This is a genomic window from Kitasatospora sp. NBC_01266 (genome assembly GCF_036242395.1).
Classification (GTDB): Bacteria; Actinomycetota; Actinomycetes; order Streptomycetales; family Streptomycetaceae; genus Kitasatospora.
In genome coordinates this window covers 2918323-2932556 of sequence record NZ_CP108458.1, presented here as the reverse complement: position 1 = coordinate 2932556, position 14234 = coordinate 2918323, and the positions used below count along the sequence as shown (strand labels likewise).

At 71.2% G+C, this 14234-nt stretch carries 17 protein-coding genes; 11 read left to right on the top strand and 6 right to left on the bottom strand.

Annotated features, from left to right (window positions below):
- Position 1 precedes the first annotated feature (1 nt).
- Positions 2-565, bottom strand: a complete 564-nt coding sequence (locus OG403_RS12440; RefSeq protein ID WP_329564068.1) for an NADAR family protein — start codon at positions 563-565, stop codon at positions 2-4.
- Positions 566-690: 125 nt separating this feature from the next.
- Entirely contained in the window at positions 691-2139 is a 1449-nt protein-coding gene (locus OG403_RS12435; protein ID WP_329564066.1) for an MFS transporter, read from the bottom strand.
- Positions 2140-2251: 112 nt separating this feature from the next.
- Between OG403_RS12435 and OG403_RS12430 the strand changes: the two genes are divergently transcribed.
- From OG403_RS12430 to OG403_RS12415, 4 genes are all read left to right on the top strand, one after another.
- A complete protein-coding gene (locus tag OG403_RS12430) occupies positions 2252-3160 on the top strand; it encodes a helix-turn-helix transcriptional regulator (RefSeq protein ID WP_442910904.1) in 909 nt (302 codons plus the stop codon).
- Positions 3161-3267: 107 nt separating this feature from the next.
- Entirely contained in the window at positions 3268-3909 is a 642-nt protein-coding gene (locus OG403_RS12425) for a LysE family translocator (RefSeq protein WP_329564064.1), read from the top strand.
- 77 nt (positions 3910-3986) lie between these two features.
- Positions 3987-4337, top strand: a complete 351-nt coding sequence (locus tag OG403_RS12420; protein WP_329564062.1) for a PadR family transcriptional regulator — start codon at positions 3987-3989, stop codon at positions 4335-4337.
- The gene (locus OG403_RS12415; protein ID WP_329564061.1) at positions 4334-5302 is read left to right on the top strand and encodes a hypothetical protein; all 969 of its coding nucleotides are present in this window, start codon (positions 4334-4336) and stop codon (positions 5300-5302) included. Before OG403_RS12420 ends, OG403_RS12415 begins: the two co-directional genes overlap by 4 nt.
- A 294-nt stretch (positions 5303-5596) precedes the next feature.
- Here OG403_RS12415 and OG403_RS12410 read toward each other — a convergent pair whose 3' ends face one another.
- A complete protein-coding gene (locus OG403_RS12410) occupies positions 5597-6514 on the bottom strand; it encodes an alpha/beta hydrolase (RefSeq protein ID WP_442911060.1) in 918 nt (305 codons plus the stop codon).
- A 167-nt stretch (positions 6515-6681) separates the two neighbouring features.
- On the opposite strand from OG403_RS12410, the gene OG403_RS12405 reads away from it, so the two are divergent.
- Positions 6682-7263: a TetR/AcrR family transcriptional regulator gene (locus OG403_RS12405; protein ID WP_329564057.1), complete on the top strand. Its 582-nt coding sequence runs from the start codon at positions 6682-6684 to the stop codon at positions 7261-7263.
- 52 nt (positions 7264-7315) lie between these two features.
- Here OG403_RS12405 and OG403_RS12400 read toward each other — a convergent pair whose 3' ends face one another.
- Together OG403_RS12400 and OG403_RS12395 are read right to left on the bottom strand one after the other, a co-directional pair.
- Positions 7316-7510 carry a hypothetical protein gene (locus OG403_RS12400; protein WP_329564055.1) on the bottom strand — a complete coding sequence of 65 codons (195 nt, stop codon included), beginning with the start codon at positions 7508-7510 and terminating at the stop codon, positions 7316-7318.
- A gap of 105 nt (positions 7511-7615) precedes the next feature.
- A complete protein-coding gene (locus OG403_RS12395) occupies positions 7616-7864 on the bottom strand; it encodes a hypothetical protein (protein ID WP_329564053.1) in 249 nt (82 codons plus the stop codon).
- Positions 7865-8074: 210 nt separating this feature from the next.
- On the opposite strand from OG403_RS12395, the gene OG403_RS12390 reads away from it, so the two are divergent.
- The 4 genes from OG403_RS12390 to OG403_RS12375 all read left to right on the top strand — a co-directional run bounded on the left by OG403_RS12390 (position 8075) and on the right by OG403_RS12375 (position 11065).
- On the top strand, positions 8075-8890 hold the full coding sequence (locus tag OG403_RS12390; RefSeq protein ID WP_329564051.1) for a helix-turn-helix domain-containing protein: 816 nt from the start codon (positions 8075-8077) through the stop codon (positions 8888-8890).
- Entirely contained in the window at positions 8887-9090 is a 204-nt protein-coding gene (locus OG403_RS12385) for a DUF397 domain-containing protein (protein WP_329564049.1), read from the top strand. The genes OG403_RS12390 and OG403_RS12385 overlap by 4 nt, the downstream gene beginning before the upstream one ends.
- 2 nt (positions 9091-9092) lie before the next feature.
- Entirely contained in the window at positions 9093-9278 is a 186-nt protein-coding gene (locus OG403_RS12380; RefSeq protein WP_329564047.1) for a DUF397 domain-containing protein, read from the top strand.
- A gap of 452 nt (positions 9279-9730) precedes the next feature.
- Positions 9731-11065 (top strand): S53 family peptidase, encoded by a 1335-nt coding sequence (locus tag OG403_RS12375; RefSeq protein WP_329564046.1) that lies wholly within the window; start codon positions 9731-9733, stop codon positions 11063-11065.
- 90 nt (positions 11066-11155) lie between these two features.
- Here OG403_RS12375 and OG403_RS12370 read toward each other — a convergent pair whose 3' ends face one another.
- Positions 11156-12520, bottom strand: a complete 1365-nt coding sequence (locus OG403_RS12370) for an erythromycin esterase family protein (protein WP_329564044.1) — start codon at positions 12518-12520, stop codon at positions 11156-11158.
- Between the two features lie 248 nt (positions 12521-12768).
- Between OG403_RS12370 and OG403_RS12365 the strand changes: the two genes are divergently transcribed.
- Together OG403_RS12365 and OG403_RS12360 are read left to right on the top strand one after the other, a co-directional pair.
- A complete protein-coding gene (locus OG403_RS12365; protein WP_329564042.1) occupies positions 12769-13353 on the top strand; it encodes a TetR/AcrR family transcriptional regulator in 585 nt (194 codons plus the stop codon).
- A 1-nt stretch (position 13354) separates the two neighbouring features.
- Positions 13355-14212, top strand: coding sequence for an SDR family NAD(P)-dependent oxidoreductase (locus tag OG403_RS12360; protein WP_329564041.1), 858 nt, complete (start codon positions 13355-13357; stop codon positions 14210-14212).
- Positions 14213-14234 lie beyond the last annotated feature (22 nt).

Here is a 14234-nt window from a genome sequence, read left to right as displayed (position 1 = left end):
ATCAGGCGGCGAGCTGTGCGCGGGCCTCCATCAGCGCGAAGCCGAGCAGGTTGAGCCCGCGCCAGCGGTTCGGGTCGTCGGCGCCCAGGTCGTGGGCGGCCAGGCCGATGCCCCAGACCCGGTCCAGCGGGCTGGCCTCGACCACCACCCGGTTGCCGGTGCCGAGCAGGTAGTCGCGCAGCGCCTGGTCCTGGCCGAACTTGGCCAGGTTGCCCGCCACCACGAAGCCGAACCGCTCGGCGGCCCAGCGCTCCTCGTCGAAGCCCCGGACCAGCCGGCCGAACTTCTTGGCCTCGGCGGGGGTGCGGGCGGCGAGGATCCGCTGCTCGGTCTCGGGGTCCTCGAAGAGGCGGGCCTTCTGCGCCATCATCCAGTGCTCGGCGCTGCCGTACGTGATGTCGTCGATGGTGAACCGGCACGGCCACCACTGGCTCAGCGCTCCGGTGCCGATCGTCTTGTCGCGCTGCGGCTGGTGGCCCCAGAAGAACAGGTACTTGGGCCGGGCGCCGGATGCGACCAGGGCGGCGAGGTCTTCGCGGGTGCGGGTGTCGGACGGGTGGGTCATGGGGTCATCGTCTCAGCAGGAGATGGACCGGGGCGACGGAATTCGGGGGCCGGTCCCGCCCTTTCACGGTAGGGACCGGCCCCCGGACTCCGTCGCCCCGGCCGGCGGCGCCGGCGAACGCCGGGTCAGCTCATGCTCCGCGGCAGCCGGGTGCTCAGGTAGGTGATCACCACCGCGCCCACCAGCTCGATGCCCAGCACGATCGCCAGCCCGTGCGCCATGCCGACCGAGCTGATCAGCGACAGGAACAGGGTTCCCAGCGTCGCCACCCCCAGGGCCAGGCTCGACTGCTGCGTGGTCGCGAGCACCCCGCTCCCCACGCCCGCCTTGTCGGCCGGCACCTTCGCCAGCACCACCCGGAACAGCGGCGTCCCGATCAGCCCGTTGCCGAGGCCGGTCAGCGCCATCCCCGGCAGCAGGGTGAGCACGCTCAGGTGCTGATAGTCCGTCAGAACCGTGATCAGCAGCACGATCGTGCCCGTCGGGTTGATCAGCGAGCCCGCTGTGATGACCCGGCTGCCGAACCGGCCGATCAGTCGCGGACCGGCCAGCGAGGAGGTGAAGTAGCCGACCGCCAGCGGCACCAGTGCCCAACCGGCGTCCAGCGGGCTCAACTTGAGGCCCTGCTGCAGGGTGATCGCCAGGACGAACATGAAGGCGCCGAAGTTGGTGAAGTACGGCACCGCGATGCCCAGGCCACGGCGCATGTCGGGGATCCGCAGCAGCGACAGCGGCACCAGCGGGCTGCCGCCGGCCCGCTCGGTGCGCTGCTCCACGGCCACGAACGCCCAAGCGGCGAACGGGAAGAGCGCCAGCAGCAGCCAGCTCCACAGCGGCCACCCCGCGGCGCGGCCCTCCATCAGCGGGATGAACAGGCTGAGCAGCGCGACGCTCAGCAGGACGGTACCCGGCACGTCGACCCGGCTCGGGGCGTCCGAGCGGTTCTCCGGCACGAAGCGCAGGCCCAGCAGCACGGTGAGGACCGCGAACGGCACGTTGAGCAGGAAGATCGAGCGCCAGCTGCTGCCGAACAGGTCGGCCTGGACCAGCATGCCGCCGAGCACCTGCCCGACCACCACGCTGATGCCGCCGACCGCGCCGTAGACGCTCAGCGCCCGGGCCCGCTTGGCCCCTTCGGTGGTGGCGGCGATGATGGCGAGCACCTGCGGGACCAACAGCGCGGCCGAGGCGCCCTGCGCGACCCGGGCGGCGACCAGGGTCCAGGCGGTGGGGGCCAGGCCGCAGGCCAGCGAGGTGAGGGCGAAGGCGGTGACGCCGATCAGGAACAGCCTGCGGCGGCCCAGGCTGTCGCCGAGTCGGCCGCCCAGCACCAGCAGCACCGCGAAGGCGATCCCGTAGCCGGCCGCGATCAGCTCCAACACGGCTGGTCCGGCCGAGAGTTGGTGGTCGATGGTGGGCAGGGCGACGTTGACGACGAAGAAGTCCAGCATGGGCAGGAAGGCGCCCAGCAGGAGGGTGACCAGACCCGCGGTGGTCAGGGTGTGACGCGCGGGAGCGGCCGGAGCTGAGGAGCGGATGGGATGGGCCTGTGGGCGTACCAGTTGCTGAGTCACGGGTACTACGATCCGCCTCTCCACAACCTGGTACCAGAGTCTCGTTATCCTGTTATCAGGACTACCTGGCACTAGGGTCGCTCGCTGGGAGCGCAAGGCGCATGCTGGTCGCATGCGCATCACGAACTCGCCGACGACCGCCCCCGTGAGCCCTGTTGGCGCCGCTGCCGGCACTGCTGCCGCCGCCATGGCCTCCTCGCCGCCCGATGTGCGCCGCCAGGAGCTGGCCGCCTTCCTGCGCAGCCGCCGCGAGCGGATCCTGCCCGAGCAGGTCGGCCTGCCGAGCACCGGCCGCCGCCGCACGCCGGGCCTGCGCCGCGAGGAGGTCGCGCAGCTCGCCGCGGTCGGGGTCACCTGGTACACCTGGCTGGAGCAGGGGCGGGACATCCAGGTGTCGGGCCAGGTGCTGGAGGCGGTCTCCCGGGCGCTGCTGCTCGACCCCAACGAGCGCACCCACCTCTACATCCTGGCCGGGGCGGGCAACCCGACGCCGAGTTCGGACTGCCCGGTGGTCACCCCCGTGGTGCGGGAGATCCTCGACAAGCTCTCGCCGCTGCCCGCCTGGGTGCTCAACAGCCGCTACGACGTGCTGGCACACAACGACATGTTCGCCCGGCTGCTCGGTGACTTCTCCCAACTCCCCTTCGAGGAGCGCAACCTGATCTGGCAGCTCTTCGCCGACCAGTCCTTCCAGGCGCGTTGGCTCGACGTGGACGGCGCCCGCCGCCAGACCGTGGCCAGGCTGCGCTCGGCGATGGCCGAGCACGTGGCCGAGCCGACCTGGAAGACGCTGGTCGCCCGACTGCGCCAGGCCTCACCGGACTTCGAGGAGATGTGGCAGCGGCACGAGGTGGCGGCGGGCGACAACGGCGTCAAGGGGTTCAACCACCCCGAGGTCGGCGTGCTCTGGCTGGACTACACCAACATGTGGCTCGGCCCGCGACGGGGGAACCGCCTGGTGACGTACACGCCGAGCGACGCGGAGAGCCGGGCCAGGCTGGAGCGGCTGGCGCGGGGCTGACCGGCGGCGGACTGCCCGCCGAGTGCGCCACCGGACAGCAGCGCTTACCGGTTCTCTGAAGAGATCGTCGCTGGTGCTGAACGGTCCGCCCGGCCGATCCTGGTCCGGTGATCGGAACGAACGCGTTGCTCGGTGTCCTGCTCGTCTCGCTCGGCATGGTCCTCACCCCCGGACCCAACATGATGTACCTGGTCTCCCGCAGCATCACGCAGGGACGGCGCGCCGGGGTGATCTCGCTGGCGGGCGTCGCGGTCGGCTTCCTGGCCTACCTCACGGCCGCCAACCTCGGCCTCTCGGTGGTCTTCGTGGCGGTTCCGCCGCTCTACCTGGCGGTCAAGCTGGCCGGGGCCGCCTACCTGCTCCGGCTCGCCTGGCAGGCGCTCCGGCCCGGCGGGGTGTCCGCCTTCGCGCCGCGGGAGTTGGCGCCCGACTCGCCGCGCCGCCTCTTCACGATGGGCCTGCTGACCAACCTGCTGAACCCGAAGATCGCCGTCCTCTACCTGTCGCTGATCCCGCAGTTCATCGATGTCCGGGCCGGGCACGTGCTGCTGCAGGGCTTCCTGCTGGGCGGGGCGCAGATCGGGGTCAGCCTGGCGGTGAACCTGCTGATCGTCTGCGCCGCCGGCACCATCGCCGCCTTCCTCGGCCGCCGCCCGGGCTGGCTGCGCGCGCAGCGCTACCTGATGGGCACGGTGCTGGGCGGGTTGGCGGTGAAGCTGGCGACGGAGAACGCTCCGGCAGTGGTCTGACAGACCCTCATCGGCCGGACGGCCCTGGGCGACCCGGGGGTTGTGTATAGGTCGGCGACCTACCTATGCTTCGGGTCATGACGCAGCGCGCACTGCAGGAACCGACCCTGCTCATGCTGACGGTCCTGGCCGACCAGCCGCGACACGGATACGCCATCGTCCAGGAGGTCCTGGCGATCTCTCAGGGGAGGGTGCGACTGCGCACCGGCACCCTGTACGGCGCCCTGGAACGTCTCGTCCTGGAAGACCTCATCGAGGTGCACAGCGAGGAGACCGTGGCGGGCAGGCTCCGCCGCAGCTACCGCCTGACCGGGCAAGGGCGGGTGGTGCTCGCGGCCGAGGCCCAGCGCCTGCGCTCCGCCGCCGCGGAAGTCGAACGCCGCCTCGCCGGCCCCTTCATGTCCCGTGGGAAGGAATCCTTCGCGTGAACCCGCAGCACTCCACCGAGCCCCCGGCCGCCGGCCGGCTGCGGCGCCTCTACCCCGCCGCGTACTGGCAGCAGCACGGCGAGGAGATCGCGGCGCTCCACCAGGAGGCTCGGGAAGCGGCCGGCGGGCGGGTGGCCCGCGCACGGGAGACCTTCGACCTGTTCGGGCACGCGACCCGGGTCCGGCTGGGCGTCACGTCCGCCACTCCGGCAGGAAGGGCACTGGGTGCCGCCGCGCCGTACGTGCTGGTCGGCACCGCCGCTTCGGCCCTGATCGGCCTCGTCCCGACCATCTACACGCCCGAGTCCGCGGCGCTGCGGCCGTTCAGCGTCGTGTTCAACGCGCTGTCGGCGCTCGCCCTGCTCTGCGCCGTCGCCGGACGCTGGACCTGGGCAAGGCTGTTGGCCCTGGTCGGCAGCGCGGCGCTGCTGGTGGCGTCGGCGGTCGCCCTGGGGCCGCACGTCGCGCGGATCGCGTTCGGTGCTGGCGGCCCTGTCCTGGTGCAGCTGTCGAACCCCGCGCCCGCGCGGGTCCCGTTCCTCGCACTGGTCATCGTGCTGCTGCTGTGCGCACCGCCCGACCTGCAGCCGCTCTCGCTCCGCAGCAGGTGGGCGATGCTGGGCACCGCGGCCGCGATCGTGCTGCCGCCGGTGGCTTGGAGTCTGGGGGTGCCGGGACTCGTCCCAGGCGATCGCTCGCCGTGGCCCGTCATCGTGATGGGTGCGGTGATCCTCGCCGCCCTCGCCCGCCTCCGATCGAACCCCGCGGCCGTCGCCGGTGCGCTCCTGGCCACGCTGCCCTGGTTCTGCGACGTCCTCGCCTACCACCCGGCTCCGATGCTGTGGACCGAGATCGGCGCCTACGGGATCCTGCTCCTGGTGGCCTGCGGCCGGTACCTGACGGGACGCGGCCGACGGTCCGCGGCCGAACACCCGAACTCGGGCCCCAGTCTCGTCGCTTCTTAGTGGTCGGCTCCGGAGGCCCTTCGGGCACCGTGTCCAGCTGCGGCCCCGTCTCGCGCTCGGCGGCAGTTGGGGCTACCGGACGGTCCGGGGCAACGGGCATGGGGCAAGGGCCGATCGGGAGAAGTGGAGCACGGCAGGCCGTAGCCTGCCGTGCCCTCTCCCCGACCCGTCCGGCAGGATGCGGGCCCGCCCGCACCGCTTGGCCGCAGCCGAGTACCTGCACGTGATCCCTGCATGCCGCGTGGGCCGCAGGTCACCGTCGGACGCCGTGGCCCGTCCGTCGGACTCGGATGGTCAGCGGTCGCAGGGGCGGCCGAGGGCGTCGCGGAGGAACTCGGTGATCTCCGTCCGTGCCGCCTCGGCCTGCGGCACTACGGCCGGCATGCTGACGAAGGCGTGTGTGGCCCCGGGGAACTCGGTCAGCCGCGCGGGCGTCCCGGCCGCGCGCAGGTGCTCGGCGTAGCGGCGGCCGTGATCGGCCAACGGGTCATGGGTCGGCACCACCACCAGCGCCGGGGCGAGCCCGGTGAGATCGCCGGCGAGCAGCGGCGACAGCGCACGGGGATCGGTTCCCGAGGGGATGGCGAGCCGGTGCAGCAGCCGCAGTTGGGGAACGGTCAGGGTTGGGCTGTGGGCGTGCTCGGTGACCGAGGGGTGGTCGAGCATCGTCCCGGTCACGTCCACGACGGGGTTGACCAGCACCTGCGCCCGCAGTTGCAGGCCGGCCTGCCTGGCGCGGATCGCGGCCAGGGCGGTGATCAGTGCGCCGCAGCTCTCACCGAAGACGGCGATGCGCGTCGGGTCGATGCCCCAGTCGTCGGCGTGCCGCACCAGGTGGTCGAGCGAGTCCCAGCCGTCGTCGGCGGCGGCCGACAACGGGGTGTCCGGGGCGAGCAGGCGGTGCTCGACCGAGACGACAAGGGCCGGCAGCTGGGCGGCGAGCCGGCTGTTGATCCAGTCGCTCTGCACCGCCGTACCGACGAACCCGCCGCCGTGGACGTGGAGTACGAGAGGCAGAGCCGCGTCCCGGTCGGCGCCGCGCTCGCGCACTGGCCGGTGGACCCGGACCGGCAGACGGCGGCCGGGTAGGGCCAGCTCCTGCCAGTCGATCGCGGCACCGGGATCCGGCATCCCGGTGATCGCCCGCATCGCGGGCGACGCCCGCCTGCGGTTCTCCGCCTCGCGGTAGGCGGCCAGCTCCTCGGCGGTCATCGCCGACCAGTCCGGCTCACCCCCTAACGCCTGCTGCCGCAACCCGCTGCTGCTCGCCGACGGCTGCCGCGCACCACTGTCCCCGCTCATGCCTTCTCCTCACCCCGGATGATTCCGCTACCTAAGGTATCGATACCTAAGGTAGCGGAACTGGCTATGGTGAGGGAATGACTCGAACGCCTTCCTCCGCCCGACCGCCCGGACGCCCGCGCACCGGCGTCGACGCCGAGGTCTTCACAGCAACGCTGAGCACCGTCCAAGAACTCGGCTACGCGCGCGCCACGGTCGAGCGCATCGCCGCCGCGGCCGGCATCGCGAAGACGACGATCTACCGCCGCTGGCCGTCGAAGGGCGCGCTGATCGTGGACTGCCTCCTCGACGCGTTCGGCCCGGTGCCGCTGGAGGAGGGCGCCGATCGGGCCGAGCTCCTGGCCTCGGTCATCCGCTGGATCGCGGCGAAGATCGGCGAGCCCGGGGTGGGCGACATGTTCGCGGGCGTGTTCAGCGACGCCGTCAGCGACCCGGCCCTGCGCGGGATCCTCTCCGCACGGTTGCAGGACCCCTATCGGCTCGCCCTCCAGGACGCGCTCGACGAGCCGGAGAACAGGGTCCTGTTCTTCATCGATGCCGTTGTCGGCACTCTGCTCCACCGGATGGGCATGACCGGCGAACCGATGGTCGATGCCGATGTCGACGCCCTGGTCGCGATGGTGCTGCCGCACTTCGCCCGCGGCGGTGATCAGCACTGACCACGGCGCGAGGGAACACCGCAGCGGTCTCAGGTCGGTAGGCGATTTTCGGTCACCAGCGGAGCGGGTCCGGCGGAATGGGCGGTGGGCAGCGGGGGCAGCGGCAGGGCGGCCAGGTGCTGTCGATCTCGACGTCGGCGGGTGTGGTGAGGGTGATGGTGCGCTGGGCGAGGTCGACGCGCTCGCCGGTACTGGTGATCCGGTAGACCTGGAGCGTCATGGCGCTGATCGCGGTCTGGCGGTTCATTGGTTCATCTCCCTTTGCAGAGAGGGCAGTTCGGCCAGCCGAGGGGGCAGGCGGGTTGCGCTCGGAAGTAGGGGGGCAGCAGGCGGCGGAGGCGGGTGAGGGTGCTCAGGGCAGGCGGCAGTGCGGGTGGGCCAGCCCGCGCAGGATGGCCGCGGCCAGGGCTTCCACGATGTCCGGTCTGGCGGCACCCAGCTCGATCAACACCGTTCCGGTGAACGGGTATTGCTGGTCGAGACCGAGCGAGGGGAGGGTGATCCCGGCAGCTTCGAGGGCGGCGCGGAGGCGTGCCAGGGCGGCCTCGGCGGCTTCGCGGTGCGGCTTGGCCTGACGCTGGAGAGGAGAGAGGTTGCTCATGGAAGTGACTGTGCATCAAGTTGGCGGGCTTGAAGCGTGGTTTGGGGTCCGGAGGCGTTGACAGCGGCCGTTTCAACGTTTCAGGCGGTGGAGCGCCACTCGTTCGGGGGACGTATCTCGCGGAACGTGGGGTTCGGGTTGCCCTGCGTAGTTACGATCCTCCGGCGAGGCGTGATCGAAGCGCCTCCTGCATCCCTTTGGGGGCACGCCATGACGCGGGCAAACGAACTCGACCCCACCGAATCCGTCCTCAACTTCTATGCCACCGACCTGCGAAGGAAGCGGGAGGCGAGCGGGATCAACCAGCGGACGTTCGCGAAGATGGCGCTGATCGCGCCGTCGCTGCTCAACAAGATCGAGTCGGCGACGCGGCTGCCGACGAAGGAACTGTCGGTGCTGGCGGACGTGACGTTCGGGACGGGGGAGCACTTCCAGAACTTGTGGAAGTTGGTGATCAGGTACGCGTACCCGGCGTGGTTCAGGCCGTGGGTGGAGCTCGAGGAGGAAGCGGCGGCGATCCGGTCGCTCCAGCTCCAGCTGGTACCAGGCCTCTTGCAGACCGAGGAGTACGCGCGAGCGGTGTTCGCTGGCGCACGACTCGCCGTGGAGGAGCAAGAGGAGCGGGTGGCTGCCCGAATGGCCCGGCAACTGATCCTTCAGCGAGACACGCCTCCCGAGCTGTGGATCGTGCTGGATGAGTATGTCCTGAGGCGGCCAGTCGGGAGTTCACGGATCATGCGGGCGCAGTTCGAACGCTTGATTGAAGCTGCGTCCGTGCCCAGCACGGTACTTCAGATCCTCCCGATGAGTGCTGGTCCAGCTGGCTCGGAGGGTCCGTTCACCGTCCTCACGCTCGATGAGGGGCCGGGGGTTGTCTACGCCGACAGCTTCCGACAGGGGCAGATCCTGACCGATCCTTCTGACGTCAAGGCAGCTCGGCGGCTCTATGATCTCCTCATGGGGCTTGCTCTTTCGCCCGCCGCGTCGATCGACGTGATCGCCGATGCCATGAAGGAACTGAGATGACCATTGTGACTCCAGTCTGGCGCAAGAGCAGTTACAGCAGCAGCAACGGCGGGGACTGCGTGGAGGTGGCTGGCGGCTTGAGCGCTGTCACGCCGATCCGCGACAGCAAGGACCCGCACGGCCCGGCTCTGACGTTCTCGGCCGACGCATTCGCGGCCTTCGTTGCGAGCATCAAGTCCGGTACTTTCAGGGAGGCCTGACTATGCAGTGGTGCAAGAGCAGCTACAGCAACTCCACTGGCGAGTGTGTCGAGGTGGCCGAAGACATTGCTGGCGTTGCCCCCATCCGCGACAGCAAGGACCCGCACGGTCCGGCCCTGACGTTCTCGGCTGACGCCTTCGCCGCGTTCATCGCCGGCCTCAAGTCCGGCTACCTGCCCCACGCCTGACGCCCCACCCCCAGCCCGCTGACGCCTCGCGCCCGCTGGGGGGAGTCCGCCGCGTTCCCCTGCGTCCGTTGTGACGCCTATTGACGCGGCCGGTCCCGTGGTGTGAATGTTGCAACCGGCACTTCACCCATGGACACATCAATTCACGCCCGGGTATCGCGTGCGCCCTTGCGCAGACCCATGCTGACGGTCCATCAGCCAGCGAGTGGCAGTGCCCGACCGATGTGCGGCGATCGGCGATCCTGCCTGCCGCGCGAACCGGGCCGGGCCCCGCCGATCGCCGGAGTGCCGGTTTCCATCGAACCTCCAGTGCACCACGTGTCACGTGTCAGCGGCGTTCTGATCGCGCGAGCATCGTCCCGAACGAGCTCTTGACGCGATCATGACAGTCGGCATTTCGGGCTAGCGCACGGCGGGCCCCCGCCGCGCGCCTGGTGAGAGGAACCTCTTCGATGAACTTCCGTAAGGCCGCCCTGGCGGCAGTGGCGGTCGCCGCGTTAGGCGTAGCACCCGTCGTCCTGCCGGCCACCGCCGCGCAGGCGCAGGGCACCGCGAACGCCGCGAGCCCCAACGTCGGTGCGGCGGCCACCCTGCCCAGCCCCCAACTGGCCAACCGGGGCGTGACCCAGGCCTGTGCCGGCATCGCGCGGGGGCGCTGCATGGCCCAGGTGGTCACCGTGGCGCACGGCTCGGCCAAGCCCCTGGTGACCAGCGCTCCGGCCGGGTACGGGCCGGCGGACTTCGCCGCCGCGTACAACCTGCCGGCCGCCAACGTCGGCCCGGCCAACACCATCGCGATCCTGGACGAGGGCGCGTTCCCGACCCTGGAAGCCGACCTCAACGCCTACCGGACGCAGTACGGCCTGCCCGCCTGCACCACGGCCAACGGCTGCTTCAAGCAGGTCAACGAGCACGGCGGAGCGCCGCTCGCCGCCGGCACGACGGCCGACGAGAAGAACTTCGACGAGCAGGTCGGCGTCGAGACCGCGCTGGACGTCGACATGGCCTCCGCGGCCTGCCCGACCTGCCACATCCTGGAGTTGACCATCAACCGGGACATGACGACCAGTCAGGACCAGGCGGCCGAGGACTTCGGCGTCGGGATGGACACGGCGGCGAAGCTCGGGGCCTCGGCGGCCAGCGTCAGCTACCAGTTCGCCCCGGACGCGACGCTCGACCTCGGGCAGGCGGCCCGCGACTTCTTCCACCCCGGCATGGCGATCACGGCCTCCTCGGGTGACGGCGGCTACGAGGGCACGCCCTCCGGCTGGCCGCAGAACCTGCCCACCGTCACCTCCGTCGGTGGCACCGCGCTGTACCGCACGCCCGGCGCCGGGCACAACGGCTACACCGAGACCGCCTGGGACGGCTCCGGCAGCGGCTGCGCCGCCGAACTCCCGCCGGCGCTCGGCCAGCCCACCAGCGTCTCGGCCAACTGCGCCGGCCACCGCGCCGGTTCGGACATCGCCGCCGACGCCGACCCGACCACGGGTGCGGCCATCTACGACGACTACACCCCCTTCTCCGGCGCGGCCCAGACCTGGCTCACGGTGGGCGGCACCAGCCAGTCCAGCCCGTACATCGCCGGCCTGTACGCCCGGGGCGGCAACCTGACGAACGTCGAGGGCCCCAACACCCTCTACGCCGCGCCCTCCTCGACGTTCAACGACGTCACCATCGGCCAGAACGCCCCGGCGAACAGCGGCTGCACCGTGCTCTGCATCTCCGGCCCCGGCTGGGACGGCCCGACCGGCCTGGGCACGCCCAACGGCCTCGCCGGCTTCTGATCCGCTGATCCGGTTCCTCGCAAGCCAGTTGGACCAGTAGGCCCCGGGTGGGGTGCCGGTACGAAACCGTACCGGCACCCCACCCGCATGTCAGCGCAGCAGGTCGGCCTCCCGTACCTGGTGGAGGTGGACGAGGAGGTCGAAGGACAAGCCGAGCGCGACGTCTTCGAGCGGGCAGGGGTACTGGGTGCCGATCTGGCGGGTCGGGCGGGCGGTGCGCAGCCAGGCGCGGGCCGGGGCCGGGGCGTTGCGGGTGTCGAGGTAGAAGTCGGGGTAGCGGACCTGCGCGAGGGTGTACTCATTGCTGCCGGAAGGGGCCGCGTCCGCCGTGTACTTCTGCCACGAGCCGTCCAGGCTCTGGGCCTCCGACAGGAAGGAGCCCTGGTCGAAGGTGGTTCCGATGGCGAGGTAGGCGCTGCCGAGCGTGTCGCGCAGGAACGCGCCCTGCATCTTCGGGTACTCCTCGGGCTGGGCGGTCACATAGGACACGTGCTGGTCGTGCGCCGACAGCATCATCCGGTGGCCGGTGTGCCTTTGCCACCAGATGATGTTGTCGGCCATCAGCTGGTCGCGGTAGAGCTCCGCGGCGGTCACCTCCGCGGGATTGCCCAAGTCGTGGGCGAGGAACGCGGCGGTCTGCGCGATGGACCGGGCGTGCTGCACCGTCCACTCGAACTCCTCGCCGCCCGCGCCTGGTTGGCCTGCCAGCAGATCCAGGGCCTGCTGGGCGTTGGCCGCCAGCCGCTGCCGGTCCGCCTGCGGTACCTGCTTCAGGTAGGCGAAGACGTCGTCCAGCGGGCGCAGGCCAGTGTAGAGCTCGGTGAAGCGCGCCAGCAGCTGCGGGTAGGTCCGGCCGACGTAGCCCGTCACCCGCTGGAAGAATTCGTCGCCCATCCGGGGAGCGGCGATGTCGTCGCCCATGAAGTGGACCCGTTGGCCGGGGCGGCGCCGGTTGTGGTCCCGCATCCACTCGACCAGGTGCAGGAACTCCTCGCGCCCGAACGGCGATCCGCCCAGGGCCTGTTGCACGACCTGGCGCGCGTCGCCACGGCCGCTCTGGATGTAGTCGTCGATCAGCAGTCCCGACGGCCAGCCGATCTCCAGGGCGAAGGTGGTGAAGCCCTTCTCCTCGACGAGATACCGGAAGACCCGCTCCTTCAGGGTGAAGAACTCGTGCGACCCGTGCGTGGCCTCGCCCAGGCCCACCACCGTGGCGTTGCCGATCATCGTCCCCAGGGGGCGCAGGTCGGCCATGTCCGGGCCCGGCGCCGTCGACCGCAGCGGGTGGGCCGCCCGATCGAGGGCGCGGACCAGGTCCTGGCCGTCAGGCTGCGCCGGGGCGGGCGCCGGGGTCTGCTGGGCCGCGTAGGCCGGCGTGGGGACCAGCAGTGCACCCACCGTGGCCGCTGCCGCCATCAGCAGCGGGCGTCGCCCTACCGTCGTGTTCTCGGTCATGCCGATCACTCCTCAACTCGAACAGCCGGCATCGGTGACGAACTCGGAAGCTGCCGGGGATTCCTGGTCGATCCTCAGCTCATCACCCGGCCGGTGCCTTCTCCTCCGAGCGCGGGACGAGATCGCGCAGGGGACCAGGGACCCCCGTGGCACCCGGACCAGGACCCCGGTCCCGGGTCCGGTCCGCAGCAGCGGTGGTGGACCCCGGACGCTTGACATCCACGGCGTCCGGAATGAACATTCATTCCGTGCCCCGACACCAAGACACCGCCCAGCTCCTCCTGGACGCCGCCATCGCGCTGTTCGCCGACCGCACCTACGAGGGCGCCCAGATGCCCGCCGTCGCGGCGCGCGCCGGGGTCGGGGTGGGCAGCATCTACCGGTACTTCCCCAGCAAGGAAGCGCTCGGCAACGCGGCCTTCCAGGACGCCAAGCGCGACCTGATCGCCCACCTCGCCGCCGCGACGGCGGCCCCCGCCGAGTCGATCAGGGGCGAGTTCGGGCAGTTCTGGGCCGGGTTCACCCGGTTCGCGGGCAGCCGACCGGCCGCCTTCGCGTTCCTGGAGCACCAGCAGCACGACACCTTCCTGGACGCCGAGAGCCGGGCGCTGGCCGCCGAACTCGACCAGCTGGCAGCGGACTTCATCGCACGTGGCCAGCAGGCCGGGGCGATCCGCGAGGGCGAGCCGCAGCTCCTGGTAGCGCTGGCGCTCGGCGCCTTCGCCGGACTGCTGCGGGCGATCCGGCCCGCCGCCGTCACCGATCTGCCCCAGGCCGAACGCGACCGGGCCGAGCAGGCCGTCTGGTCCCTCCTCAGCGCAAAGGACTCCTGAATTGAGTGCGAAGACCGTCCTGATCACCGGCTGCTCCTCCGGCATGGGCCGGCAGACGGCGCTGGCGCTGCACCGCCTGGGCCACCGGGTGTACGCCACCGCGCGCCGCCCGGAGTCGATCGCCGACCTGGCCGCCCAGGGGTTGCACACCCTCGCGCTGGACGTCACGGACGAGGCCTCGATGGTCGCCGCCGTGCGGGAGATCGAGCAGCGGCACGGCGCGGTCGAGCTGCTGGTCAACAACGCGGCGTACGGGCTGCACCAGCCCGTCGAGTCGGCCGAACCGGCCGAGGTGCGGGCGCAGTTCGACACCAACGTGTTCGGGCTGGTCCGGCTGACCCAGCTGGTGCTGCCGGGCATGCGGGCGGCCGGACGCGGCCGGATCGTCAACATCTCCTCGATGGCCGGCCGGTTCTCGCCGCCTGGCGGGGCCTTCTACCACGCCAGCAAGCACGCGGTGGAGGCGATCAGCGACTCGCTGCGCCTCGAGGTGGCGCCGTTCGGGATCGACGTGGTGGTGGTCCAACCCGGGCCCACCATCACCGAGTTCGCGGGCACGGCGGTGGACACCATGCACACAGCGCCGGCTGCCGACGACCCGTACGGCAGCTTCCGCGCCGAACTCGCCGACATGTACGCCCACAAGAGCTTCACCCGGCGAGGCGGCGCGGTGTCCGCCGAGGCGGCCACCCGGGTCATCGTGCGGGCGGCCACCACGGCCCGGCCGCGCGCCCGGTATGCGATCGGCGGGCTCTCGCGGGTGGTGATGACCGCCCGGCGGCTGCTGCCGGACGCCGCCTTCGACGCGGTAATGCGGCGCAGCTTCCCGGTTCCCCGGTCGGCCGCGCCGCTCAACTGACCAGACGTCAGAAAACCTTCGA

Coding starts and splice junctions, on each gene's coding strand:
- OG403_RS12430 (WP_442910904.1), top strand. CDS start 2,252: ATGCGCATCACGAACTCGCCGACGACCGCCCCCGTGAGCCCTGTTGGC.
- OG403_RS12375 (WP_329564046.1), top strand. CDS start 9,731: ATGAACTTCCGTAAGGCCGCCCTGGCGGCAGTGGCGGTCGCCGCGTTA.
- OG403_RS12385 (WP_329564049.1), top strand. CDS start 8,887: ATGACCATTGTGACTCCAGTCTGGCGCAAGAGCAGTTACAGCAGCAGC.
- OG403_RS12400 (WP_329564055.1), bottom strand. CDS start 7,510: ATGAACCGCCAGACCGCGATCAGCGCCATGACGCTCCAGGTCTACCGG.
- OG403_RS12380 (WP_329564047.1), top strand. CDS start 9,093: ATGCAGTGGTGCAAGAGCAGCTACAGCAACTCCACTGGCGAGTGTGTC.
- OG403_RS12405 (WP_329564057.1), top strand. CDS start 6,682: ATGACTCGAACGCCTTCCTCCGCCCGACCGCCCGGACGCCCGCGCACC.
- OG403_RS12390 (WP_329564051.1), top strand. CDS start 8,075: ATGACGCGGGCAAACGAACTCGACCCCACCGAATCCGTCCTCAACTTC.
- OG403_RS12420 (WP_329564062.1), top strand. CDS start 3,987: ATGACGCAGCGCGCACTGCAGGAACCGACCCTGCTCATGCTGACGGTC.
- OG403_RS12440 (WP_329564068.1), bottom strand. CDS start 565: ATGACCCACCCGTCCGACACCCGCACCCGCGAAGACCTCGCCGCCCTG.
- OG403_RS12370 (WP_329564044.1), bottom strand. CDS start 12,520: ATGACCGAGAACACGACGGTAGGGCGACGCCCGCTGCTGATGGCGGCA.
- OG403_RS12410 (WP_442911060.1), bottom strand. CDS start 6,514: ATGACCGCCGAGGAGCTGGCCGCCTACCGCGAGGCGGAGAACCGCAGG.
- OG403_RS12395 (WP_329564053.1), bottom strand. CDS start 7,864: ATGAGCAACCTCTCTCCTCTCCAGCGTCAGGCCAAGCCGCACCGCGAA.